Below are 22,601 nucleotides of genomic sequence, written 5' to 3'. Positions count from 1 at the left end.
TCTCTAGCGTGGTCGTTCCCCTGGAGTGAGGAGCGAGCATGAAGGCAGTGGTCTGGCACGGCATCGGCGACATCCGACTCGACGAGGTCGAGGAGCCTCGCATCGAGGACGGGCACGATGCGATCGTCCGTATCACCCGCAGCGCGATCTGCGGCACGGACCTCCACTTCATTCGCGGCACGATGTCGGGAATGAAGGAGGGCACCATCCTCGGACACGAGGCGGTCGGCGTCGTGACCGAGGTCGGCGAACACGTTCGCGGCTTCCAGCCCGGCGACCGTGTCGTGATCAACTCGACGATGTCGTGCGGTGCGTGCCGATACTGCCGCGACGGGCACACGGCCCAGTGCGACGTCGCCAACCCGAACGGGCCGCACGCCGGCACCTCGTTCTTCGGCGGGCCCGAGACGACGGGACCGGTCGACGGCCTGCAGGCCGAGTACGCCCGCATCCCCTGGGCTCAGAACACGATGACGAAGCTGCCGGACGCGGTCTCGGACGATCAGGCGATCCTGCTCTCGGACATCTTCCCCACAGCGTGGTTCGGCGCGCAGCTCGCGGGGGTCTCCCGCGGCGACATCGTCGTCGTGCTCGGAGCGGGAATCGTCGGGCAGTTCTCGGTCGTCTCGGCCTTCAAGCAGGGCGCGGGACGCGTGATCGTCGTCGACGGCGTCGCGGATCGCCTCGAGCAGGCGCGCACCCTCGGAGCGGAAGTCGTCGACTTCAACGACGTCGACCCGGTGGCCGCTGTCATGGAGCTGACGAACGACATCGGCGCCGACTGCGTCATCGACGCCGTGGGGGTGGACGCCGAGCGTCCGGCTCGCGGTCCGGCAGCTCCGGATGACGACACCGCGGCGGGATTCGATGAGGAGGTCGCTCAGGTCGCGCCCGACATCGCGCCCCAGGGCGATCTCTGGCGACCGGGCGACGCGCCGTCGCAGGCGTCGCGGTGGGCGGTCGAGATGGTCGCGAAGTACGGGCGCATCGGGATCATCGGGGTGTACTCGCCGCTGGCCGAGGTCTATCCGATCGGGCAGGCCATGAACAAGAACCTCACCATCCGGATGGGCAACTGCGACCACCACAGCGTTACGCCTCCGCTGATCGACATGGTCGCCGCCGGGGTCTTCGACCCCACCGCGCTCATCACCGCCCACGAGACCCTCGCCGGGGTCATCGACGCGTACGAAGCCTTCGACCGCCGCGAGCCCGGCTGGATCAAGGTCGCCCTCGACATCGGTGGCTGACACCGCCGCCGAGCGGGTCTTGCGGCCAGCCCGGCCCGCCAACAGGCTGAGTCTGTCCTGCGGCTTCGGGAGCGACGTTGCAGGCATGCCCAGCCTGTTGACGGAACAAGCGAGCCGGCGAGGGTGTTCGGTGGAGGAGGAGGGACGCCACATGACCAGCGACGACACCCCGACGGCCGCCGACCTGCTGCGGCGTGCGCTCGGGTCGCCGAACGGATCCGAGCGGGTCCGCAGCGCGATGGCGGCGGGAACCTACCCGCGTCCCGAGTACGTGCCGGTGCTCGTCGAGCAGTGCGCGCACGAACCCGACTTCACTGTTCGCGAGACGCTGACCTGGGCGCTCACCCGGCAGGACCGCGAGGTGACGCTCGACCGGGTGATCCCCGAGCTCGGATCGCCGCTGCCGAGGGCGCGGGCCCAGGCTCTGCACACGCTCTCGAAGATCCGCGACCCGCGGGCCTGGCCGGCGATCACGCGGGAGCTCCTGCATGACGCGAACAGCGACGTCGCCCGCACCGCCTGGCGCACGGCAGCGGGACTCGCGCCCGAGGCCGAGCGCGCCGCCCTCGCGTCCGAGCTGGCCGCCCACTTCGGCCTGGGCCCCGACGACCTGCAGCAGAGCCTCAGCCGGGCGTTCGTGACCCTCGGCGATTCGGGACGCGACGCGATCGACGCCGCGGCGGCGTCGGCGGAATGGAACGTCCGGCTGCACGCGCTCGCGACGGACCACCTCGTCTCGAACCCCGACGACGGCTACGAGGCGGCCGTCGCGGTCGCGCGCCGTGCCGCAGCGCGTCGGGATGCCGCCGACTGGAACGACGACGTGTGACCCCGAGCCCGGGCCCGGACATCACCGGCGCCGCGGGCGTCAGCGGGGTGCGACGGCGCTCCACGGCACCGTGAACTCGCCCAGCCGCCAGCGCGTGCGGTCGCCGAGGTGGAGTCCGCGCTCGGCCATCGCGCCGAGAGCGGCTCGCCAGCGCTGAACCGGACCGAAAGCGGATGCCGGCGCGGCCCGCTGCCACTCGTCCTCGAGCGACGACAGCAGCGAGTGCACCCGCTCGCCGGCGACATTGCGGTGGATGAGAGCCTTCGGCAGGCGTTCGGCCGCGATCGCGGGGGAGTCGAGCTCCGCGAGTCGGAGCGAGATCGTGAGGCTGCGGGGCGCAGCATCCGGCCCCACCTCGATCCAGGTGCTCACGCGGCCGATCTCGTCGCACGTCCCCTCGACGAGCATCCCGTCGGGCGCGAGGCGCGACGTCATCCGGGACCACGCGTCGGCGACATCCGCCTCGTCGTACTGGCGCAGCACGTTGAACGCGCGGATGACCGCGGGCCGGCGTCCACCCGGCACGGGCACTTCGAACCCACCCCGAGCGAACCCCACGCGGGCATCCGGCGCGAAGGGCGTGCGTCCGGCGCGGACGTCGTCGAGCTGACCGCGCGCACGAGCGACGCGTTCGGGGTCGATCTCGAGCCCGAGCACCTCGACGTCGGGTCGCGCGGGCCGCAGCCGGGCCTCCAGCTCGAGCGCCGTGACGCCGCTCGCACCGTAGCCGAGATCGATGACGAGGGGATCGGCGCACCGGCGCAGCACGGGATGCCGCGCGATCCAGCGATCGACGCGACGCAGGCGGTTCGTGTTGGTGGTGCCACGGGTGGCCTGCCCGATATGTCCCGGGGCCATCCCCCCATGATCGCAGGCCCCGGCTCGGTAGACTCGAAGCATGAGTGCGCCGTACACGCTGATCCTCCTCCGCCACGGGCAGAGCGAGTGGAACAAGTCCAACCAGTTCACCGGCTGGGTCGACGTCCGACTGACCGACCAGGGCAAGGCCGAGGCCCAGCGCGGCGGTGAGCTGCTCGCCGAGGCGGGACTGCTGCCCGACGTCCTCTACACGTCGGTCCTCAGCCGTGCCATCCAGACCGCTCAGATCGCTCTCGACGCGGCCGATCGCCTGTGGATCCCGGTCAAGCGCTCGTGGCGTCTGAACGAGCGTCACTACGGTGCGCTGCAGGGCAAGGACAAGGCGCAGACCCTCGCGGAGTTCGGAAACGAGCAGTTCATGCTGTGGCGTCGTTCGTTCGACGTGCCGCCGCCGCCGCTCGCCGACGACGACCAGTACAGCCAGGTGAACGACCCGCGCTACGCGGACATCGACGGCGAGGTGCCCCGCACCGAGTCGCTCAAGCTCGTCATCGACCGTCTGCTGCCGTACTGGGAGTCCGACATCGCCGATGACCTGCGCGCGGGCAAGACCGTGCTCGTGACCGCTCACGGCAACTCGCTGCGTGCTCTCGTCAAGCAGCTCGAGGGCATCAGCGACGACGACATCGCGGAGCTGAACATCCCCACGGGCATCCCGCTGGTCTACAAGCTCGACGAGAACCTGAAGCCGCTCGGCCCCGGCGAATACCTCGACCCCGAGGCGGCTGCAGCCGGCGCCGCCGCCGTGGCCAACCAGGGCAAGGCGTAAGCACGAGACACGACGAAGGGGCGGTGCCGATCGGCACCGCCCCTTCGTGCGTCGAGCGGATGCCGGTCAGAGACCGCTGTCGTTCACGATGACGTTGATCGTCTCGGTGTCGGGGCGCCATTCACCCGTCGCGAGGTATGCCACGCGCTTGCCGACCGTGACGGCGTGATCGGCGAAGCGCTCGTGGTACCGGCTGGCCAGCGTCGCATCGACGGTGGCGGCGGCCTCGCCCTGCCAGTTCTCGCTGAGGACCTTCTCGAAGACGCTCAGGTGGAGGTCGTCGAGGCGGTCGTCGAGAGCGCGCAGCGTCTCGACCAGCGCGAGGTCTTCCGAGCGCAGCAGCTCGGTGAGCGTGCGCGCGACCTCGACGTCGATCTCGCCCATCTTGGTGAACGTGCCCTTCAGGCCCTTCGGGATGGCGCGCTCGGGGAAGCGCATGCGGGTGAGCTGCGCGATGTGCTCGGCGATGTCACCCATACGCTCGAGCGACGCGCTGGTGCGCAGTGCCGAGACGACGATGCGCAGGTCGCGTGCGACCGGCTGCTGACGGGCGAGGATCTCGATGGCCAGTTCGTCGATCGCGATGGCCTTGTCGTCGATGACGGCATCCGCATCGATGACCTCTTCGGCGAGGGTGATGTCGCTCGTGCCGAATGCACGCGTGGCCTTCTCGATCGCGACGGTCACCAGCTCGGAGATCTCGACCAGGCGGGCCTGGACGTCCTCGAGGGACTGGTGGAAGACTTCGCGCATCGGAGCACCTTTCCTTCTTGCGGAGACAGCACGACGCCGTACTCACGGCGACGCGATTGTCGCTCGACAAGGTTAACGAACGGTGCCGAGCCGATGAACATCGACCCGAGTCCGAGAAGGAACGGCCGAGACGCGATGGGCGGGCCCCGCACCGCGTCCTAATCTGGAGGAATGAATCCGACGCAGCTCGCGCTGGTCGCCCTTCTCGGGGGCGTGTTCGTCGGCCTTCTCATCAGCGCTGTGGCCTTCCTGGCCTGGCGTGCCCGCGCTCAGGCGCAGGAGCAGGCCGCCGGCGACCTCCCGGCCGGCGCGCGCGACGTGCTGGCCGCCCTCGATGAGGCCGCGCTCATCGTCGACGCGTCGTTCACCATCGTCGCGACGTCGCCGTCCGCCGAGCTGTTCGGCCTGTTCGAGGGCGAGACGGTTCCGGGTGACGAACTGCGCGAGCTGCTGCGTTCCTCGCGGGGTGTGGCGCATTCCGAGACGGGCACGCTGCGGCTGCGTCGCGGGGTGGCGCCGGCGGAGCCGCGACTGATCGTCGCGCGCGCCAGCAGCATCACCCCGCGGTTCACCCTCGTGCTCGTGCGCGACATCACCGAGCGCGAACGGCTCGCCGAGATGCGACGCGACTTCGTGGCGAACACGAGTCACGAGCTGAAGACCCCGGTCGGGGCGGTCACCCTGCTCGCCGAGGCGATCGAGTCCGCCGCCGACGACCCCGAACAGGTGCGCTCGTTCGCCAGCCGGCTGAGCGCCGAGGCGATGCGGCTCGGAAACCTGACCTCGCGCATCATGAGCCTGTCGCGCCTGCAGTCCTCCGACGAGCTGACGGAGCTGCGCGACGTCGCGATCGACGAGGTCGTGACATCGGCGATCGAGACGCACGCGATCGCCGCCGAGTCGGCCGGCGTCGCGCTCGTGCGCGGCGGAGATCGCGGGCTGTACGTGCGCGGCGACGTGCAGGTGCTGAGCGAGGCGGTGGGGAACCTCATCGCGAACGCCATCGTCTACTCGCCGCCCGCCAGCCAGGTCGGCGTCGGCATCCGCGGCACGGGTGACACCGTCGAGATCGCCGTGACCGATCGCGGCATCGGCATCCCGGAGAGCGAGCAGCAGCGCGTATTCGAGCGGTTCTATCGCGCCGATTACGCCCGCTCGCGCCGCACGGGCGGCACCGGCCTCGGGCTGTCGATCGTCAAGCACGCCGTGCAACGTCACGGCGGCGAGGTCCAGCTGTGGTCCCGCCCGGGACGCGGCTCGACCTTCACGATCCGCCTGCCCGCGATCGCCGCGCCCGAGGGCGCGGCTGCGGCGCCGAGGAAGACCAGGAAGAAGATCGTCCGGGCGATGCCCGCCCGGCCCAAGGGAGACCCATCATGACCCGTGTCCTGCTCGTGGAGGATGAGCCCGACCTCGCCGACCCGCTGGCGTATCTGCTGCGACGGGAGGGTTTCGAGGTCGAGATCGCCGAGGACGGACCCGCCGCCCTCGAGGCGTTCGAGTCGCGCGGTGCCGACATCGTGCTGCTCGACCTCATGCTGCCCGGGATGCCGGGGACCGAGGTGTGCCGCATCATCCGGACGACGTCGAAGACGCCCATCATCATGCTGACCGCCAAGGACTCCGAAGTCGACATCGTGGTCGGGCTCGAGCTCGGTGCCGACGACTACGTCACCAAGCCGTACTCGTCGCGGGAGCTGCTCGCTCGCATGAGGGCCGTGCTGCGGCGCGCCGCGACGGCCGAGGTCGACGTCGACGAGCGGGTGCTCGCCGGTGGCCGTGTGACGATCGATCTCGACCGCCACACGGTCGCCGTCGACGGCGGCGAGATCAACATGCCGCTGAAAGAGTTCGAGCTGCTCGAGGTCCTGATGCGGAACGCGGGCCGTGTGATGACCCGCGGTCAGCTCATCGACCGCGTGTGGGGGAGCGACTACTTCGGCGACACGAAGACCCTCGACGTGCACATCAAGCGCATCCGCTCCCGCATCGAGGCCGACCCGGGCCGGCCGTCGATGCTGCTCACCGTGCGCGGACTCGGCTATCGCTTCGAGGGCTGAGCTCGCCCGCGCGACGAGGAAGCCGCAGAGACGTGACGAGGGGCCCGGCGATCATCGCCGGGCCCCTCGGCCGCATCAGATGCGTCGGGCCGTCACGGGGTGGGCGTCGCCGACGGCGTGGGGGTGGCCGACGGGGTGGCCGCCTCGAGCGGCACGTACTCCGTGTAGTAGGGGAGGGTGCCGTCGAGGACCGGCACGTCGATGCGCACGCCCTCGGCGTCGCCCGACTGGAACGACATCGGCAGCGTCGCACCGGGCCTGGTGTCGATGTCCTCGAGGAGGATCGGCTTGTTGCCGTCGACGCCCAGGCTGATGCTGTCGCGCGCGGGGACCTCGAGCTCGGTGGTGACCCCGCCGAACCCGAAGATGAGCGTGTGGTCCTCGTCGGTGGGGTTGACGATGGCGGCGAGGAAGTTGCCCGCCGTGCCGGATTCGTCAGCGATGACCATCGCGTTGCGGACGTCGAGCGGCCCGGAGGGCGGGATGTTCACACCGTCCGAGGCGGAGAAGTCGATTGTCGTCGCCTGCGGCGAGATCATGCTGCAGCCGGTGGCCCCCAGGGTCAGGGCGGCGCCCACGGCAATCGAAGCGACGATTCGCAGTTTCACGGATCCTCCAGGCAGGCAGACGGGCGTCTTCAGAAGTCTAAGGGTGACGGGGCCGACATGCCGACACCCCGCGGATGCCGCCGGGCAGAAGCGGCGGCAAACCTTACTGTATGCCCCCTGTGTTATCCTGGATGTTGCCGAAGGGATATAACTCCATGCTTTTTGAGGTTGGCGAAACCGTCGTCTACCCCCACCACGGGGCAGCCACGATCATCGAGGTCAAGGACCGGATCATCAAGGGCGAGACGAAGAAATACCTGAAGCTCAACGTCACCCAGGGAGACCTCATCATCGAGGTCCCGGCTGACAACGTCGACCTGGTCGGCGTCCGCGACGTCATCGGCAAGGACGGGCTCGAGCGCGTGTTCGATGTCCTGCGTGCTCCTTTCACCGAAGAGCCGACCAACTGGTCGCGTCGGTACAAGGCCAACCTCGAGAAGCTCGCCTCGGGCGACGTCATCAAGGTGAGCGAGGTCGTGCGCGATCTGTGGCGTCGCGATCAGGACCGTGGCCTGTCCGCGGGTGAGAAGCGCATGCTCGCGAAGGCGCGTCAGATCCTCGTGTCCGAGATCGCGCTGGCGCTGAAGGCCGACGAGGACCACGCTTCGGGCGTCCTCGACGAGGTCCTCGCTTCCTGAGTCCGTCTCGGCATCCGCTGCCGTGGGCATCATCCCCGTTCCGCGCGTCGCGGTCATCGTCGTCGCGGCCGGTTCCGGAACACGGCTGTCGGCCGGAGCTCCGAAAGCGTTCGTCGGCATCGACGACCATTCGATCCTGAGGCACGCCCTCGATGGCGTCGCCGCGGCACCGACCGCTCAGGTCGTGATCGTGGCGCCCGCAGGACGCGAGGGCGACGCCCGCACCGAGGCTGAGGCGGCGTTCGGCGACCGCTCCGACCTCGTCTCGATCGTCGTCGGAGGCCGGACGCGGCAGCAGTCGGTCGCCGCGGGACTCGCTGCGCTGTGGGCCGACGTCGAGACCGTCCTCGTCCACGACGCCGCTCGTGCGCTGACCCCGCCGGACGTCTTCGAACGGGTGATCGCCGAGGTGGAGCGCACCGGCACCGCAGTCGTCCCCGTCCGTCCCGTCGTCGACACGCTCAAACGCGTGACCGGCGCTGTGGTCGACGAAGCCGTCGATCGCGCTCCGCTGGCCGCGGCGCAGACGCCCCAGGGCTTTCCTCGGGCGGCCCTCGAATCCGCGTACGCCACGGCGGCCGAGGAGTACACCGACGACACCGCTCTGTTCGCGGCTGCCGGTCACCTCGTCCGCACCGTCGCGGGCGATGACCTGTCGTTCAAGATCACCACGCCTGCCGATCTCGACCGGGCGCGTCATCTGGTGCGACCCGCCGCGGCGGCGGCCTCCGTGGTCCCGCTCGTCGGCATCGGTACCGACGTCCACGCCTTCGGGGGAGACGGTGGCCTGCGCCTCGCGGGTCTCGACTGGCCCGGCGAACCCGGGCTGCGCGGCCACTCGGACGGCGACGCGGTCGCTCACGCGATCGTCGACGCGGTGCTCGCGGCCGCGGGCCTGGGCGACATCGGCACCCACTTCGGGGTCGACCGTCCCGAGTACGCGGGTGCCTCGGGGGTCGTCTTCCTGCGACGGGTGAGCGAGCTCGTGGCGGAGGCCGGGTTCACGATCGGAAACGTGTCGGTCCAGGTGCAGGCCAACCGGCCGCGGTTCGCGCCGCGCCGCGCCGAAGCGGAGGCGGTACTGACGGAAGCCCTCGGCGCCGCGGTGTCGGTCGCCGCCACCACGACGGACGGGCTCGGGTTCACCGGCGCCGGAGAAGGCGTCAGCGCCACCGCCGTCGCCCTCGTCTATCGCATCCGCTGAGGCTCAGCGGGGCGCTGCCTCGAGGTCGCGCGTCATGAACACCGACAGCGGGTCGGGCGAGTAGCCGCCGAACGGCGGGCAGTACGAGAAGCCGGCGCTCTCGTACAGACTCCGCGCGGCGACGAAGTCGGGGCCGGAGCCGGTCTCGAGCCAGAGCGAGCGGATGCCGGCATCCCGGGCCTCCCGCTCGAGATGCTGCAGCATCGCGCGCCCCAACCCGCGCCCGAGGAACCCGTCGGCGACGCGCATGGACTTGACCTCCGCGCGGTCGGCGTCGAAGGTCTTGAACGCGCCGACGGCGGCGATCTCGTTGCCGAGCCAGGCCGAGTACACCCGGACCGACGGATGCTGCAGCGCGGTCAGGTCGAGGGCGTGCACGCTCTCGACGGGCGTGTTCGCGAGCATGCCCGCGAGGTGCGCGGCGAGCAGGCCGCGGGTCGCGGCGCCGGTGAGGTCGTCTCGGACGATCGTGACGGATGCCGCCATGTCAGGCCTCCACGGGTGTCGGGGCGGGGTTGCGGCGAGAGCGCGACGTGACGGCCAGCAGCACGAGGCCGGCGGCGAGCACCGCGAGCCCCACGAGCGCCAGCGGGGCGAGACGCTCGCCCAGCAGGATGACGCCGAGCAGGCTCGCCGTCAGCGGCTCGGCGAGGGTGAGGGTGGCCGCGGTCGCCGCGCTCAAGCCGCCGAGCCCCCAGGTGAACAGCGCGTATGCCAGCGCGACCGTCGCAATGCCCAGCCAGAGCGCCATGACCCAGCCGCGCGGGTCGGCGAGCCACCGCATGTCGGTGAAGGGCAGCATCGCGGCGCCGCACACGGCCGCACCAGCGCCCATCGCCCCCGAGACGGCGAAGGCGTCCCAGCCGCCGGAGATCAGCCGCCGCTGCGCGTTGGCGATCACCGCGAACGAGGCGCCCGCCCCCAGCGACCCCAGCACGCCGAGGCCGTCCGCCCCTGCCGAGCCGCCTCCCGCGACGGCGAGCAGGGCGACTCCGGCCGTGGCCAGCGCGGTCGCGGTCATCCACGACGTCGTCGGCCGCCGTCGCGTGAGGGCCCACTCCAGCAGTCCCGCGAGCACCGGGGCGGAACCGAGCGCGATGACCGTTCCCACGGCGACGCCGTTGCGCGCCGTGCCGAGGAAGAACAGCGGCTGATAGAGGGCGAGGCACAGTCCGGTCAGCGCCATGAGGGCGAACGCGCGCGGACCTCCGACCGGGCGGATGCCGCCGCGCGCGACGCGAGCACGCTGTCGGCGGGCCCCGATCGACAGGCCGACGGCCGCGAGCGCCGTGCCCCCGACGATGAGGCGGGCCGCTCCGACACCCAGCGGCGTCGTGTCGTCGGGGCCGAGGGCCTGAGCGGTGCCGGTCGTGCCGAACAGCACCGCCGCGACGAGGACGGCGATCACGGGCAGCACCCTCCAGTTCTACCGCGTCTCGGGGCACGCTCATGCCACGGCGGCGCGGCGCCCCGCCGGTAGGCTGGTGCAGTGACCGTTCGCCTCTACGACACCCGCGCGCAGGCGCTGCGCGATTTCGCGCCCCGCGATCCGTCGAACGTCACGGTCTACGTCTGCGGTCCGACGGTGCAGTCCGGCCCGCACATCGGTCATGTCCGAGCAGCGGTCGGCTTCGACATCCTCCGCCGCTGGCTCGAGTACCGCCACGGACGAGTGACGTTCGTCCGCAACGTCACCGACATCGACGACAAGATCCTCGCCAACGCGACCGATGCCGAGCCGTGGTGGGCGCTCGCGTACCGGATCGAGCTCGAGTTCACCCGCGCCTATGCGGCCGTGGGCGTGCTGGCGCCGACCTACGAGCCGCGCGCCACGGCATCCGTTCCGCAGATGATCGAGCTCATCGAGACCCTCATCGAGCGGGGCCACGCCTATGCGGCTCCCGACGGCTCGGGAGACGTGTACTTCGACGTGCGGTCGTGGCCCGAGTACGGCTCGTTGACACGCCAGTCGCTCGACGCGATGGAAGCCGCGGCCGACGCCGACCCCCGGGGCAAGCGCGATCCGCGCGATTTCGCCCTGTGGAAGGGCGCCAAGCCGGAGGAGCCGTCGGATGCCGCCTGGAGCTCCCCCTGGGGGCTCGGCCGTCCCGGGTGGCACATCGAGTGCTCGGCGATGAGCCGCCGCTACCTCGGTGGGGAGTTCGACATCCACGGAGGCGGACTCGACCTGCGCTTCCCGCACCACGAGAACGAGCTCGCCCAGTCGACGGCGGCGGGTGACGCCTTCGCGCGCTACTGGGTGCACAACGGCCTCGTCACGGTCGGCGACCAGAAGATGTCGAAGTCGCTCGGCAATTTCCTGCTCGCCGACGACGTGCTGCGCGAGCGCGACCCTCGGGTCGTGCGGTACGCGCTCGGCGCCGCCCACTACCGGTCGAGCCTCGACCTGACGCCGGCGAGCTTCGACGAGGCCGAGGCCGCGCTCGGCCGCATCCGGTCGTTCCTGCAGCGCGCCGCTCGCGTGCTGCCCGACGGATCGGCCGGTCGCGCTGCCGACCTGCCCGTCGCCTTCGCGTCCGCGATGGACGACGACCTGGCCGTCCCGCAGGCGCTCGCCGTCCTCCACGAGACCGTCCGGTCGGGCAACACTGCTCTCGACGCGGGCGATCACGACGCGGTCGCCGCCGCGGTGGGCGCCGTGTCGGCGATGCTCGCCGTCCTGGGGCTGGATGCCGCCGATGAGCCGCGCGGCGACGACGCCGAGACCATCGCCCTCGATGCGCTCGTGCGCACCATGATCGACCAGCGCGCCGAAGCGCGCGCGACGAAGGACTGGACGACGGCCGACCGTATCCGCGACGCGATCGCGGCGGCCGGCATCGTCCTCGAAGACGGTCCCGAGGGGACCCATTGGAGTGTGAACCGTGGCTAAGCCAGGAAACCCGTCCGCCGGACGCGGCAAGAAGAAGGGCCCCACCAAGGGCACCGGTGGCAAGAACCGCCGCTCGCTCGAGGGGCGCGGCCCGACCCCGAAGGCCGAAGACCGCGCCTGGCACCCCGCGGGCAAGCGGAAGGCCGCCCAGGAGCGCTACATCGCCGCCGGCGGCAAGCCGCAGCAGCGCCAGGGCAGCACGAACCGGGCGCCGAAGTCGAAGTCGGGCGATGACACCGAGACGGTCACCGGCCGCAACAGCGTGCTCGAGGCGCTGCGCGCCAAGATCCCCGCGACGGCCTTCTACATCGCGCAGCGCGTCGAGATGGACGACCGCGTCAAGGAGATGCTGTCGATCGCCACGAACCGCGGCATCCCCGTTCTCGAGGTCACGCGTCAGGAGCTCGACCGCATGGCCGGCTTCGACGGCGTGCACCAGGGCGTCGCGATCAAGGTGCCGCCCTACGAGTACGGCCACCCGCAGGACCTGCTCGAGAACGTCATCGAATCGGGGGAGACCCCGCTCTTCGTGGCCCTCGACGGCGTCACCGACCCGCGAAATCTCGGCGCGATCATGCGCTCGGCCGCCGCCTTCGGCAGCCAGGGCGTCATCGTTCCCCAGCGCCGCTCGGCGGGCGTCAACTCCGCCGCGTGGAAGACCAGCGCCGGCGCGGCCGCGCGCATCCCGGTCGTGATCGCACCGAACCTGACGACCACGCTCAAGGAGTTCAAGAAGCAGGGCGTCTTCGTGCTCGGCCTCGATGGCGGCGGTGACATCGAGCTGCCGTCGCTGCAGCTCGCCGACCGCCCGGTCGTGATCGTCGTCGGGTCGGAGGGCAAGGGGCTCTCGCGCCTGGTGACCGAGACGTGCGACCAGGTCGTCTCCATCCCGATCTCGTCGGCGACCGAGTCGCTGAACGCCGGCATCGCGGCATCCGTCGCGCTCTACCAGGTCGCCACGATCCGCGCCGCGCAGGAATGACGTCGGGCGTCGTCGGGCTGTGACCGGGCGATGACCTTCCTGTAAATTCCACGCGGTCCACGCCCGACGGCCCGACGCGATCCCGGTCGAGCGGGTAGTTTCGAACCGTGAGCGAGAACGACAAGACCTCCGGCTCCCGCACGATCGCTGCGACCCACCCGCTGGCGCTTGCGCCGGTGGCGTCGCCCCCGGCGACGGTCGACGGTTTCGTGCGCGAGTTCCTGCTGAACCTCAACATGGAACGCGGTGTCGCGCTCTCGTCGGCGACCGAGACCGACAAGTACATGGCGCTCGCCGCCACCGTGCGCGACTACCTCGTCGCGCGTTGGCTCGAGGACCAGCGTCGTCAGCGCGAGGACCAGCGCAAGGCCGTCTGCTACCTGTCGGCGGAGTACCTCCTCGGGCGGCAGCTCGACAACAACCTGCTCGCATCGGGGCTGACCGAGATCGCCACCGAGGCGCTGGCGGCATGCGGCATCGACATCGATACGATGCGCGCGCACGAGGTCGAGCCGGGCCTCGGCAACGGGGGCCTCGGGCGCCTCGCCGCGTGCTTCGTCGACTCGCTGGCCACCCTCAGCGTGCCGAGCATCGGGTACGGCATCCGATACGAGTACGGCATCTTCCGCCAGGTCTTCCGAAACGGCGAACAGATCGAGAAGCCGGATGCCTGGCTCGCTCTCGGTTCGCCGTGGGAGTTCCGTCACCCCGAGTCGGCTCAGACGGTCTCGTTCGCCGGCCACACCGAGACCTACGACGACGACGGCGTCATCCGCAGCCGGTGGGTGCCGGCCTGGAGCGTCCGTGCCGTGCCCTACAACTACATGGTGCCCGGCTACCAGAACGGTCGGGTGAACACCCTCCGCCTGTGGAGCGCCGAGGCGACGAAGGCCTTCGACCTGCGCACCTTCAACAGCGGCGACTACGTCGAGGCGGTCCGCGCGCAGACGTTCGCGGAGAACATCTCGAAGGTGCTGTACCCCGAGGACTCCACGCCGCAGGGCAAGGAGCTGCGCCTCCAGCAGCAGTACTTCTTCGTCGCGGCATCCATCGCCGACTACATGACGAAGGTGCTGCCGGAGGACTTCGCTCTCGAGGATCTGCCCGACCGCGTCATCTTCCAGCTCAACGACACCCACCCCGTCATCGCCGTCCCCGAGATGATGCGCGTGCTGGTCGACGAGCGGAAGCTCGACTGGGATGCCGCGTGGGCGATCACCCAGAAGTGCTTCGCCTACACCTGCCACACCCTGCTGCCCGAGGCGCTCGAGGTCTGGTCGGTCGATCTGCTCGGTCGCCTGCTGCCGCGGCATCTCGAGATCATCTACCGCATCAACGACGAGTTCCTGCTGCGCGTGCGCGAGCGGTTCGGCGACGACGAGCAGCGTCTGCGCGACATGTCGATCGTCTCCGAGCACCGGGCCGTGCGCATGGCCTACCTCGCCACCGTCGCCGGCGCGAAGGTCAACGGTGTCGCAGAGCTCCACTCGCAGCTGCTGCGCGAGAAGGTCCTGCACCAGTTCGACGAGATGATGCCCGAGAAGTTCACGAACGTCACGAACGGCGTGACCCCGCGACGGTTCATGCGTCTGGCGAACCCCGACCTGTCCGAGCTCATCACCGCCGCGCTCGGCACCGGCTGGCTCACCGACCTCGAGCGGCTGCGCGAACTCGAGTCGTACGCCGAGGATCCCGACTTCCGCGCGGCCTTCGCCAGCGTCAAGGCCGCCAACAAGCGGCGCCTGAACGACGTGCTGATGAAGCGCGACGGCTTCGAGATCGCCGACGACCATCTGCTCGACGTCATGGTCAAGCGGCTGCACGAGTACAAGCGTCAGACCCTCAAGCTGCTCCACATCGTCACGCTCTACGAGCGGGTCGTGTCGGGTCGGGTGGCGGCATCCGACCTGCAGCCGCGCACCTTCATCTTCGGTGCCAAGGCGGCACCCGGCTACGCGATGGCCAAGCGGGTCATCCACCTCATCAACGCCGTCGGATCCGTCGTCAACAACGACCCGCGCCTCGAGGGGCGCCTCAAGGTCGTCTTCCCGCCGAACTACAACGTCACGCTCGCCGAGCGGGTCATCCCCGCCGCCGACCTGTCGGAGCAGATCTCGCTCGCCGGCAAGGAAGCGTCCGGCACGGGCAACATGAAGTTCGCGCTCAACGGAGCCCTCACCATCGGCACCGACGACGGCGCGAACGTCGAGATCCGTGAGCTCGTGGGCGACGACAACTTCTTCCTGTTCGGCATGAGCGAGCCCGAGGTCGAAGCGCTCTGGGCAGCGGGTTACCGCCCGGGCGAGTTCGCCCAGGCCGACGATGAACTGCGCCGGGCGCTCGATCTCATCGGATCCGGCGCGTTCTCGGACGGCGACCGCTCGACCTTCGAGCCCGTCGTGTCGAACCTGCTGTATGACGACCGCTTCATGGTGCTGGCCGACTACACGTCGTACATCGCGGCCCAGGAGCGGGTGGATGCCGCCTACGCCGACCGCGACGCCTGGACCCGTTCGGCCATCCTGAACGTCGCTCGAACGGGCTTCTTCTCGTCGGATCGCTCGATCCGCGACTACATCGACCGCATCTGGCACACCCAGCCCGCTCGCTGATCGGCCACACCCGCAGGCCCTGGTCTGCGCACGACACCCAACGGAGGAAGAAGTCATGGCACGCATCGCCGTCATCGGAGGAACCGGCTACGCCGGCAGCCACATCGTCGAGGAGGCCGTCTCGCGCGGCCACACCGTCGTCTCCGTCGCCCGCAAGGTTCCCGCCGAGCGCATCGAGGGCGCGACGTACCTGGAGGGCACCCTGCTGGACGTGCCTGCCCTCGTCGGGCAGCTGGACGGCGTGGACGTCGTCGTCTCGGCGGTCGCCCCGCGCGGCGACATGCAGGGGCAGGTCCGCCCGAACACCGCGTTGCTGGTCGAAAGCCTTCCCGAGAACGTGCGCGTCGGCGTCGTCGGCGGCGCGGGCGGCAGCCTCGTCGCCCCGGGCGGTCCGCGCCTGATCGACAGCGGCTTCCCCGAGGAGTTCAAGGACGAGGCGCTCGAGGCCATCGGCATCCTCCAAGATCTGCAGGCCGACGAGAGCGGTCGCGACTGGTTCTTCATCCACCCCGCGGGCGGCTTCGGCTCGTTCAACCCGGGCGAGCGCACCGGACGCTACCGCGACGGCGGCGATGTGCTCGTCACCGACGAGAACGGCGACTCGTTCATCTCCGGTGCCGACTTCGCCATCGCGGTCGTGGACGAGATCGAGAACCCGAAGCACGTCCGCGAGCGCTTCACCGTCGGCTACTGACCCGCGGCGCGGCCTCGTTCGTCAGACGAGGTCGCGCCAGTCGACCTCTGCCTCGTCGTCGTCGATCGGGACGGAGTCGGTGACGATCGGAACCGACATCGTCTCGGTCGGCGGGCCCATCACGGTCGCCTCGTCGCGCCGGTGACGGAGGACGTTCTCGACGTACGACGACAGCACCTCGGCCAGGGGCACCGACCGCCCCTCGGTCTGCGAGAGGTACCAGCGGTGCTCGAGCACCTGGTGGAACAGCTCGGCCGGCTCGAGCTTCGCCCGCAGGTCCCACGGCACCGAGAGCACGACAGGCTCGAACACGCGGGTGAGCCACTCGTGCGCGACCATCTCCTCGTTCGACCCGAGGCGTGAGACTCGTGCGCTGAACTCGTCGAGGTCGTTGAGCAGACGACGGGCCTGGTTCTCCTCGACGTCCAGTCCCGTCAGGCGGAGGAGGCGACGCTGGTGGTGGCCGGCGTCGACGACCTTCGGCTGGATGGATACGCGCGTGCCATCGGCGGCCGCGTCGATCGACATCTCGCCGATGTCGAACCCGAGCGAGTTGAGCTTCTGGACGCGCTCGGTGATGCGCCAGGACTCGTTCGCCGAGAACGTCTCCTGGTCGGTGAGGGCCGCCCACAGCGAGTGGTACGACGACATGATGCCGTCGGCGATCGCGATGGCGTCCACGCCGCCCTCGAGGCGGCCACCGGCCTCGAGATCCATGATCTCGCCGGCGATGTTCGTGCGTGCGATGTCGAGGTCGTGCATCCGTTGACCGCGCGTGAGGCCGCGCTCATGCAGCTCGCCGGTCTCGGCGTCGACGAGGTACGCGGCGAAGGCGCCGGCGTCGCGGCGGAAGAGCGTGTTCGACAGCGAGACGTCGCCCCAGAAGAAGCCGACGTTGTGCAGGCGCACGAGCAGCACCGCGAGGGCGTCCACGAGACGGGTCGCCGTGTCGGGGCGCAGCACCTGCGTGAACAGGGCGCGGTAGGGGAGGGAGAACTTCAGGTGCGCCGTCACGAGGGCCGCGGGCAGTTCCTCGCCGTTCGCGTCTCGACGCCCGTCGATGACCGCCACCCGCTCGACGCAAGGTACATCGAGACGCTGCAGCGAGCCGAGCATCTCGTACTCGCGTCGAGCCATCGCTGCCGTCGTCTCCTTGATCGCCACGACCCGTCCGGACAGGTTCGCGAAGCGCACGAGGTGGCGCGAGATGCCCTTGGGCAGGTAGACGATGTCGGGCGTCGACCAGTCGGCGAGGGTCGTCGACCAGGGGAGGGCGAGCAGGCCCGGGTCGACGCTGCTGGCGGTGATCGAGAGCGAGGCGGTCACGGATTCTCCGATCGGATGTGAGGCGCAAAGACTGCGGCGCGGGCGACCAGAGGCCACCCGCGCCGCAGCGTACGAAGATACCGGATCAGGCCGAGGCGATGGCCTTGTCGGTCAGGCGCTCGCCGGTCTCGCCGTCGAACACGTGGACGTGTCCGGGGACGGGAGCCAGGACGACCTTGTCGCCCGCGTTCGGGTGACGACGGCCGTCGACGCGCGCGACGATGTCGGTGCGCTTGCCGTTGATGTCGGTGTGGCCGTAGAGGTAACCGTCAGCACCGAGCTCCTCGACCAGGTCGACGTCGACGGTCAGGCCCTGGCCGTCCTCGGGGTTGACGATGATGTCCTCGGGGCGGATGCCGATGGTGACGGTCGAGCCGTGCGCCTTGCCGAGCGTGTCGGCCTCGACCGGAGCGACCTTGGTGCCGAACTGCACGCCGCCCTCGGCGAGCGAGGCGGTGAACAGGTTCATGGCGGGCGAGCCGATGAAGCCGGCGACGAAGACGTTGTTCGGCTTCTCGTACAGGTCGCGCGGGGTGCCGACCTGCTGCAGGATGCCGTCCTTGAGGACCGCGATGCGGTCACCCATGGTGAGGGCCTCGGTCTGGTCGTGGGTGACGTACACCGTGGTGACGCCGAGGCTGCGCTGCAGCGAAGCGATCTGGGTGCGGGTCTGGACACGGAGCTTGGCGTCGAGGTTCGACAGCGGCTCGTCCATGAGGAACACCTGGGGCTTGCGGACGATGGCGCGGCCCATCGCGACACGCTGACGCTGACCACCCGAGAGAGCCTTCGGCTTGCGGGTCAGGTACTCCTCGAGGTCGAGGAGCTTGGCAGCCTCGAGCACGCGCTGGGCGCGCTCCTCCTTGCCGACGCCGGCGATCTTGAGCGCGAAGCCCATGTTCTCGGCGACCGTCATGTGCGGGTAGAGCGCGTAGTTCTGGAAGACCATCGCGATGTCGCGGTCCTTCGGGGGAACGTCGGTGACGTCGCGCTCACCGATGCGGATGCTGCCCGAGTTGACCTCTTCGAGGCCGGCGAGCATGCGCAGCGAGGTGGACTTTCCGCAACCCGAGGGGCCGACCAGGACGAGGAACTCGCCGTCGCCCACTTCGAGGTTGAGCTTGTCGACCGCGGGGCGCGTGCCACCGGGGTACAGACGGGTTGCGTTGTCGAAAGTGACAGTCGCCATCGTTTCTTCTCCTTCACCGGCAGGTACGTGCCGGACGATCCGTTGTGAATGGAACGGGGTCGCCCCCGTACGCCCCTCATCGGGCGCGCTCTCAGTATGGCACGTGCGCGAGCGTGCGAGAGACATCGAGATCGGGCCGTTGCTCTGGGCTTTCCCAGGCTGGCTGATTACCATCGAGTGACTCGTGAAGCCCGTCGCGAGTGCCACCGCTCGGCCCTCATCCTTCTTCTGTTCCCCGAGGTTCCATGTCTTCTGACGACACTCCTGACGCACCTGAAACGCCGGCAGTCACCGACCGTCGCGAGGCGGTGCGTGAGAAGGCGCTCCAGGTTCACACCCGGCAGTCGCGTGCGCGCATCGCACGCCGCTCGGGTCTCGGGGTGCTCGCTGTCGGAGTCGTGGCCGCCGCGGCCGTGGCCGTCACCATGACCGTCTCGAGCGCCGGCAGCCAGCCGCAGCTCGAGCCCGCGACCGCCTCGGGCGACGGATTCGTCGTCGCCGATGTCGTCAACACCTCGGTCTCGACCGACATCGCCGCCGAGACGGATGCCTCCACCGAGCCGGCTCCGGATGCCGCCGCCGCGACGCCGGCCGAGGGCCTTCCTGCTCCGACGGCCTCGACGGCCCCGCCCGTCGAGATCCGCGTCTACGTCGACTACCTCTCCGCCGGCGCTCGTGAGTGGCAGGTCGCCAACGCCCAGCAGCTCACCTCCTGGGTCGACGACGGCGCCGTCACCCTCAGCTACTACCCGGTGGCGATGCTGACGGCGAAGTCGAACGGAACGAAGTACTCGCTCCGCGCGGCCAGTGCAGCAGCGTGCGTCGCGACGAACGCACCCGACGCCTTCTTCGCGTTCAACAACGAGCTGCTCACGCGTCAGCCCGAGGTCGACACCGACGGCTACTCCGACACCGAGCTCGCCAACATGGCGCAGGCCTCCGGCGTCGACTCGACCCGCGTCGTCCGCGACTGCATCGAGTCGGGCTCGTACGCCGCCTGGGCTAAGTCGGCGACCGAGCGCGCCGTCGCCGGCATCCCCGACACCAACGGCCTGTCGCTCACCGGCACCCCGATGGTGCTCGTCAACGGGAAGCAGTACATCGGCGACCTGAGCGACCCGGCCGAGTTCTCGCAGTTCGTGCTGACGACCGCGAGCGACGCGTACTACAAGTCCGCGCCCACCCCGACGCCGACGCCCACCGAGGTGCCCGCGTCCTGACGGGGCGCCGCTGAGGCGGCCGGCGTTTCTGCGCGGCCCGCGTCCATCGATAGACTGGACGCCCTGCCGACTTGGCGCAATTGGTAGCGCACCGTACTTGTAATACGGGGGTTACGGGTTCGAGTCCCGTAGTCGGCTCAGTGAGGTCAGCTCAGCTCGCGAGGATCCGCCCCATCACGTCGCGTGCGAGTTCCGCGGCGGTCGTCTTGTCGACGAGTGTGCCGTCGACGATCACCCATACTCCGTCGCTCAATGCGTACGCGAGAACGCTCCCGATGCCGTCTTCGACATCGCGGTGGAAGACGTCGACACGCGAGAATCTCTCGTAGGCGTACTCGTTCGAGGCCGTGAGCGCGGTCCGCAGCTCCTGCTCCACCTGAGGCTCCAGCAGGGCGACTTCCACGTTCACGACTCCGTCCGACATCGGAATACCCCAGCCGCAGCTCGTCGTTTCGCGGGCGCCCTCGTACGCGGCGCGAGCCAGCGGGCCCGGCAGAGTTTCGGCGCTCCACGCGATGGTGGAGAGAGGGCCGATTCGGGCGTCATCGTTAGCCGCTGCACGCACCTGCTCGGTGGTCAGCATCTCACCGCACGACGGTACGGAAACGACCCTGGGCGTCGGCGCCGCTGTTGGCGTCGACGGCGCTGGTTCAGCCGTCTGCTGCGGAGCTTGCGATGGAGGAGGCGTCGTCGTGAGCCTCGTCTCCTCGTCGGGAGTATTCGCCGTGCACCCTGTCGCTGCGAGAAGGAGGGCTAGTGAGAGCAGGCTGAGGCGGCGCAGGCGGGGGCGTGACTCCATGGCTGGCACGCTATCGCAACGCCTCGGCTCAGTAGCCCTCGAGATCGGGGTCCCAGTTGTCCATTTCGATCGGCATCATCGGCTGCGCGTGCCCGTTTGGACGCCGATAGGGGTAGTGCGGATGCATCCGGAGCAGGGTGGCACCGGTCGAGAAGTCCGGTTCGTCGCCGTGCCAGGGGGCGGGCTCGGACATCACCGCGATGCCGGGGCCGAGGATGAGGTCGACGCTGCCGTCCGTAGACTCGCCACTCGCGACCGGGATCGTCACCCGCTCGGTGTGCGACAGGTTCGCAAGGGCGACGTTGAGCCGGAGCAACGCGTCGGCGACGTCGTCCGTCGTGAGGACGACGCCCGTTCCATAGTGGATTCGACGCACCCGCCAATTGTCCCCGTGCGAGGGAAGTGCGCAAGCCGGCTTGCGCGGTCGGGGGAGCGCGGCGCATCCTTTGCACCCTCGGCGCAGTCTCCCGGCACGCGACGGTGGAGGTACATTGTGGGCAGCCGCTCGCGACGCTCTGGCGCCCGAGGCCCCCGGTCCGGGGTGGGGTCGGACCGTCGCTCGAGAGGGAGAACCATGGGACATCTGATCTACGGTGTCGCACCGGCCATCAACATCGATGACTGGGCGCTGCAGCACCTGCGAGCGGTGATCGTCACCAAGCTCCGTCGCGACGAGAGCTTCGTCTTCACGTGGGGCAGCGAGCCCGACACGCACGGCGACGACGCGGCCGAGGGGCAGGAGGGTCAGTACGGGAGCGTCTGGATCTCCCGCGCCTCCTCGCTGTACTTCAGCTTCGCCGAAGCGCCGACGGGGACCCTCAACCGACGGTGGCTCGTGGTCCTCAACGAAGCGGCGAACAGCGCGGCCGGGCTGCGACTGGTTCCGGAGCCAACCGGCGACTGACCCGTCAGGTTGCGCGGCTCGCGATGAAGGCGGCGGACTTGGACTGCAGGAACGAGCACAGAGCGGACACCATTGCCAGCTCTGCCGACAGCTCGAAGGCACGGCCGGCGTCGAGCTTCACGTCCTGCTCGCGGGCTTCGAACGTGATCGCCCAGTGCGTCGACCCGACGGGCTCGGGCTGCAGGTAGGTCACGGTGCCGGCATTGACCAGGTCGAGGCCGATGAGGCCGGTGTCATGGCCGCCGGTACCGTCCTGCGGCATGACCCGCAGCCGCTCGCTGATCGGGTATCCGAGCTCGGCGAACTCGGCCAGCCAGGCCTCCAACGTTTCCTTCGTGCGAAACGGCATGCGTTCCTCCAATGACACCCGGCAAGACACCTTGTCGTGTTGCCAGCGCTCATTATCACCTGGGCTGGCGACCGTTTCGGACGGCGAAGACTCCAGGAGTCGTACCGGTGCTCGCGGCTACCGAAACGGGATGTCGTGCCGCGCGCAACGGCCTGTCACGCGCCGATGCGCTCCCCATACAGCTCAGCACCGCCGCTGCGTGCGGATGCCGCCCGCGGCGCGGGCTCGGGCGCCACGTACAGTCCCGTCGGGGAGCTCGCGACGGTCGCGAGCGCGGCAAGCCATTCCCGGCTCAGCTGGGGCTCGCGGCCACCGTGGAACTTGAACTCGATGTCGGCGCCGGGGTGGATCCACACGGCGTGCCGCCCGCCACCCACGCTCGGGTCGTCCTTCCAGGTGAAGAAGAACGATTCGCTCCGTCGGAGCTTCGCGCCGACGACCTGCTGCAGGTGAGCGAGCGTGCGATCCTCGATCTCGACCTTGGTGTTTCCGTTTCCGTAGATGAAGCGGCCCATGCTGGCCTCCACACGCGCACAGGGCGACGGCCGCTCCGATGAGGGGAGGGAGCGAGGAGGCCGTCGCGTTTTTCACGCTTGCTTGCTCATAACGGTCCTCGTCGCACGAGCGGTCGTCAAGGGCGCGG

At 69.8% G+C, this 22,601-nt stretch carries 24 protein-coding genes and 1 tRNA gene; 14 read left to right on the top strand and 11 right to left on the bottom strand.

The window, feature by feature from the left end:
* Positions 1-38: 38 nt before the first annotated feature.
* Together CI089_RS00815 and CI089_RS00810 are read left to right on the top strand one after the other, a co-directional pair.
* Positions 39-1,250: an alcohol dehydrogenase catalytic domain-containing protein gene (locus CI089_RS00815; RefSeq protein WP_094259838.1), complete on the top strand. Its 1,212-nt coding sequence runs from the start codon at positions 39-41 to the stop codon at positions 1,248-1,250.
* A 151-nt stretch (positions 1,251-1,401) separates the two neighbouring features.
* Positions 1,402-2,079 (top strand): HEAT repeat domain-containing protein, encoded by a 678-nt coding sequence (locus tag CI089_RS00810; RefSeq protein ID WP_094259837.1) that lies wholly within the window; start codon positions 1,402-1,404, stop codon positions 2,077-2,079.
* A 39-nt stretch (positions 2,080-2,118) separates the two neighbouring features.
* Here CI089_RS00810 and CI089_RS00805 read toward each other — a convergent pair whose 3' ends face one another.
* Positions 2,119-2,937, bottom strand: coding sequence for a class I SAM-dependent methyltransferase (locus CI089_RS00805; RefSeq protein WP_094259836.1), 819 nt, complete (start codon positions 2,935-2,937; stop codon positions 2,119-2,121).
* Positions 2,938-2,977: 40 nt separating this feature from the next.
* On the opposite strand from CI089_RS00805, the gene CI089_RS00800 reads away from it, so the two are divergent.
* On the top strand, positions 2,978-3,727 hold the full coding sequence (locus CI089_RS00800) for a phosphoglyceromutase (RefSeq protein ID WP_094259835.1): 750 nt from the start codon (positions 2,978-2,980) through the stop codon (positions 3,725-3,727).
* Positions 3,728-3,793: 66 nt separating this feature from the next.
* Here CI089_RS00800 and phoU read toward each other — a convergent pair whose 3' ends face one another.
* On the bottom strand, positions 3,794-4,480 hold the full coding sequence (gene phoU / locus CI089_RS00795) for a phosphate signaling complex protein PhoU (RefSeq protein WP_094259834.1): 687 nt from the start codon (positions 4,478-4,480) through the stop codon (positions 3,794-3,796).
* A gap of 171 nt (positions 4,481-4,651) precedes the next feature.
* Between phoU and CI089_RS00790 the strand changes: the two genes are divergently transcribed.
* Together CI089_RS00790 and CI089_RS00785 are read left to right on the top strand one after the other, a co-directional pair.
* The gene (locus tag CI089_RS00790; protein WP_094259833.1) at positions 4,652-5,860 is read left to right on the top strand and encodes a sensor histidine kinase; all 1,209 of its coding nucleotides are present in this window, start codon (positions 4,652-4,654) and stop codon (positions 5,858-5,860) included.
* Positions 5,857-6,540, top strand: coding sequence for a response regulator transcription factor (locus CI089_RS00785; RefSeq protein ID WP_023954869.1), 684 nt, complete (start codon positions 5,857-5,859; stop codon positions 6,538-6,540). Before CI089_RS00790 ends, CI089_RS00785 begins: the two co-directional genes overlap by 4 nt.
* Positions 6,541-6,632: 92 nt before the next feature.
* Here the strand turns inward: CI089_RS00785 and CI089_RS00780 are convergent, their stop codons facing one another.
* Entirely contained in the window at positions 6,633-7,148 is a 516-nt protein-coding gene (locus CI089_RS00780) for a DNA modification methylase (RefSeq protein WP_094259832.1), read from the bottom strand.
* A gap of 155 nt (positions 7,149-7,303) precedes the next feature.
* Here CI089_RS00780 and CI089_RS00775 point away from each other — a divergent pair, with 155 nt between their 5' ends.
* The gene (locus CI089_RS00775; protein ID WP_023954865.1) at positions 7,304-7,786 is read left to right on the top strand and encodes a CarD family transcriptional regulator; all 483 of its coding nucleotides are present in this window, start codon (positions 7,304-7,306) and stop codon (positions 7,784-7,786) included.
* 22 nt (positions 7,787-7,808) lie between these two features.
* A complete protein-coding gene (gene ispD / locus CI089_RS00770; protein WP_094259831.1) occupies positions 7,809-8,990 on the top strand; it encodes a 2-C-methyl-D-erythritol 4-phosphate cytidylyltransferase in 1,182 nt (393 codons plus the stop codon).
* Between the two features lie 3 nt (positions 8,991-8,993).
* Here the strand turns inward: ispD and CI089_RS00765 are convergent, their stop codons facing one another.
* Together CI089_RS00765 and CI089_RS00760 are read right to left on the bottom strand one after the other, a co-directional pair.
* Positions 8,994-9,476, bottom strand: a complete 483-nt coding sequence (locus CI089_RS00765; RefSeq protein ID WP_094259830.1) for a GNAT family N-acetyltransferase — start codon at positions 9,474-9,476, stop codon at positions 8,994-8,996.
* Between the two features lies 1 nt (position 9,477).
* The gene (locus tag CI089_RS00760; RefSeq protein WP_094259829.1) at positions 9,478-10,407 is read right to left on the bottom strand and encodes a DMT family transporter; all 930 of its coding nucleotides are present in this window, start codon (positions 10,405-10,407) and stop codon (positions 9,478-9,480) included.
* 72 nt (positions 10,408-10,479) lie between these two features.
* Between CI089_RS00760 and cysS the strand changes: the two genes are divergently transcribed.
* The 4 genes from cysS (at position 10,480) to CI089_RS00740 (ending at position 16,171) form a co-directional block, all read left to right on the top strand.
* On the top strand, positions 10,480-11,883 hold the full coding sequence (cysS, locus tag CI089_RS00755) for a cysteine--tRNA ligase (protein ID WP_094259828.1): 1,404 nt from the start codon (positions 10,480-10,482) through the stop codon (positions 11,881-11,883).
* Complete coding sequence (rlmB, locus tag CI089_RS00750) at positions 11,876-12,865, top strand: 23S rRNA (guanosine(2251)-2'-O)-methyltransferase RlmB (RefSeq protein WP_094259827.1); 990 nt, start codon at positions 11,876-11,878, stop codon at positions 12,863-12,865. Before cysS ends, rlmB begins: the two co-directional genes overlap by 8 nt.
* Before the next feature lie 161 nt (positions 12,866-13,026).
* Positions 13,027-15,477 (top strand): glycogen/starch/alpha-glucan phosphorylase, encoded by a 2,451-nt coding sequence (locus tag CI089_RS00745; protein ID WP_373441586.1) that lies wholly within the window; start codon positions 13,027-13,029, stop codon positions 15,475-15,477.
* A 55-nt stretch (positions 15,478-15,532) separates the two neighbouring features.
* Positions 15,533-16,171, top strand: coding sequence for an NAD(P)-dependent oxidoreductase (locus CI089_RS00740; protein ID WP_094259826.1), 639 nt, complete (start codon positions 15,533-15,535; stop codon positions 16,169-16,171).
* A 21-nt stretch (positions 16,172-16,192) separates the two neighbouring features.
* On the opposite strand, the gene CI089_RS00735 is transcribed toward CI089_RS00740, so the two are convergent.
* Positions 16,193-17,497: a DUF4032 domain-containing protein gene (locus CI089_RS00735; RefSeq protein ID WP_094259825.1), complete on the bottom strand. Its 1,305-nt coding sequence runs from the start codon at positions 17,495-17,497 to the stop codon at positions 16,193-16,195.
* Between the two features lie 85 nt (positions 17,498-17,582).
* Positions 17,583-18,686 carry an ABC transporter ATP-binding protein gene (locus CI089_RS00730; RefSeq protein WP_023954846.1) on the bottom strand — a complete coding sequence of 368 codons (1,104 nt, stop codon included), beginning with the start codon at positions 18,684-18,686 and terminating at the stop codon, positions 17,583-17,585.
* A gap of 245 nt (positions 18,687-18,931) precedes the next feature.
* On the opposite strand from CI089_RS00730, the gene CI089_RS00725 reads away from it, so the two are divergent.
* Positions 18,932-19,906 (top strand): DsbA family protein, encoded by a 975-nt coding sequence (locus CI089_RS00725; RefSeq protein ID WP_094259824.1) that lies wholly within the window; start codon positions 18,932-18,934, stop codon positions 19,904-19,906.
* A gap of 65 nt (positions 19,907-19,971) precedes the next feature.
* Positions 19,972-20,044 (top strand) — tRNA-Thr (locus CI089_RS00720).
* A 13-nt stretch (positions 20,045-20,057) separates the two neighbouring features.
* Here CI089_RS00720 and CI089_RS00715 read toward each other — a convergent pair.
* Positions 20,058-20,315 carry a hypothetical protein gene (locus CI089_RS00715; RefSeq protein WP_179223185.1) on the bottom strand — a complete coding sequence of 86 codons (258 nt, stop codon included), beginning with the start codon at positions 20,313-20,315 and terminating at the stop codon, positions 20,058-20,060.
* A gap of 418 nt (positions 20,316-20,733) precedes the next feature.
* Positions 20,734-21,081 (bottom strand): hypothetical protein, encoded by a 348-nt coding sequence (locus CI089_RS00710; RefSeq protein WP_094259822.1) that lies wholly within the window; start codon positions 21,079-21,081, stop codon positions 20,734-20,736.
* Between the two features lie 198 nt (positions 21,082-21,279).
* Between CI089_RS00710 and CI089_RS00705 the strand changes: the two genes are divergently transcribed.
* The gene (locus CI089_RS00705; protein ID WP_094259821.1) at positions 21,280-21,609 is read left to right on the top strand and encodes a DUF7882 family protein; all 330 of its coding nucleotides are present in this window, start codon (positions 21,280-21,282) and stop codon (positions 21,607-21,609) included.
* 4 nt (positions 21,610-21,613) lie between these two features.
* Here the strand turns inward: CI089_RS00705 and CI089_RS00700 are convergent, their stop codons facing one another.
* Both CI089_RS00700 and CI089_RS00695 read right to left on the bottom strand, forming a co-directional pair.
* Positions 21,614-21,958: a hypothetical protein gene (locus tag CI089_RS00700; RefSeq protein WP_094259820.1), complete on the bottom strand. Its 345-nt coding sequence runs from the start codon at positions 21,956-21,958 to the stop codon at positions 21,614-21,616.
* Between the two features lie 155 nt (positions 21,959-22,113).
* Positions 22,114-22,473 carry a DUF7882 family protein gene (locus CI089_RS00695; RefSeq protein WP_094259819.1) on the bottom strand — a complete coding sequence of 120 codons (360 nt, stop codon included), beginning with the start codon at positions 22,471-22,473 and terminating at the stop codon, positions 22,114-22,116.
* Between the last annotated feature and the right edge of the window lie 128 nt (positions 22,474-22,601).

The sequence above is a fragment of the Microbacterium sp. Yaish 1 genome, from assembly GCF_002245215.1.
Classification (GTDB): domain Bacteria; phylum Actinomycetota; class Actinomycetes; order Actinomycetales; family Microbacteriaceae; genus Microbacterium.
This window is presented reverse-complemented; position numbering and strand designations above follow the sequence as displayed.

Coding starts and splice junctions, on each gene's coding strand:
- CI089_RS00725 (WP_094259824.1), top strand. CDS start 18,932: ATGTCTTCTGACGACACTCCTGACGCACCTGAAACGCCGGCAGTCACC.
- CI089_RS00730 (WP_023954846.1), bottom strand. CDS start 18,686: ATGGCGACTGTCACTTTCGACAACGCAACCCGTCTGTACCCCGGTGGC.
- CI089_RS00815 (WP_094259838.1), top strand. CDS start 39: ATGAAGGCAGTGGTCTGGCACGGCATCGGCGACATCCGACTCGACGAG.
- CI089_RS00705 (WP_094259821.1), top strand. CDS start 21,280: ATGGGACATCTGATCTACGGTGTCGCACCGGCCATCAACATCGATGAC.
- CI089_RS00765 (WP_094259830.1), bottom strand. CDS start 9,476: ATGGCGGCATCCGTCACGATCGTCCGAGACGACCTCACCGGCGCCGCG.
- CI089_RS00800 (WP_094259835.1), top strand. CDS start 2,978: ATGAGTGCGCCGTACACGCTGATCCTCCTCCGCCACGGGCAGAGCGAG.
- CI089_RS00810 (WP_094259837.1), top strand. CDS start 1,402: ATGACCAGCGACGACACCCCGACGGCCGCCGACCTGCTGCGGCGTGCG.
- CI089_RS00740 (WP_094259826.1), top strand. CDS start 15,533: ATGGCACGCATCGCCGTCATCGGAGGAACCGGCTACGCCGGCAGCCAC.
- CI089_RS00805 (WP_094259836.1), bottom strand. CDS start 2,937: ATGGCCCCGGGACATATCGGGCAGGCCACCCGTGGCACCACCAACACG.
- CI089_RS00790 (WP_094259833.1), top strand. CDS start 4,652: ATGAATCCGACGCAGCTCGCGCTGGTCGCCCTTCTCGGGGGCGTGTTC.
- CI089_RS00785 (WP_023954869.1), top strand. CDS start 5,857: ATGACCCGTGTCCTGCTCGTGGAGGATGAGCCCGACCTCGCCGACCCG.
- phoU (WP_094259834.1), bottom strand. CDS start 4,480: ATGCGCGAAGTCTTCCACCAGTCCCTCGAGGACGTCCAGGCCCGCCTG.
- CI089_RS00700 (WP_094259820.1), bottom strand. CDS start 21,958: ATGCCGTTTCGCACGAAGGAAACGTTGGAGGCCTGGCTGGCCGAGTTC.
- CI089_RS00695 (WP_094259819.1), bottom strand. CDS start 22,473: ATGGGCCGCTTCATCTACGGAAACGGAAACACCAAGGTCGAGATCGAG.
- CI089_RS00775 (WP_023954865.1), top strand. CDS start 7,304: ATGCTTTTTGAGGTTGGCGAAACCGTCGTCTACCCCCACCACGGGGCA.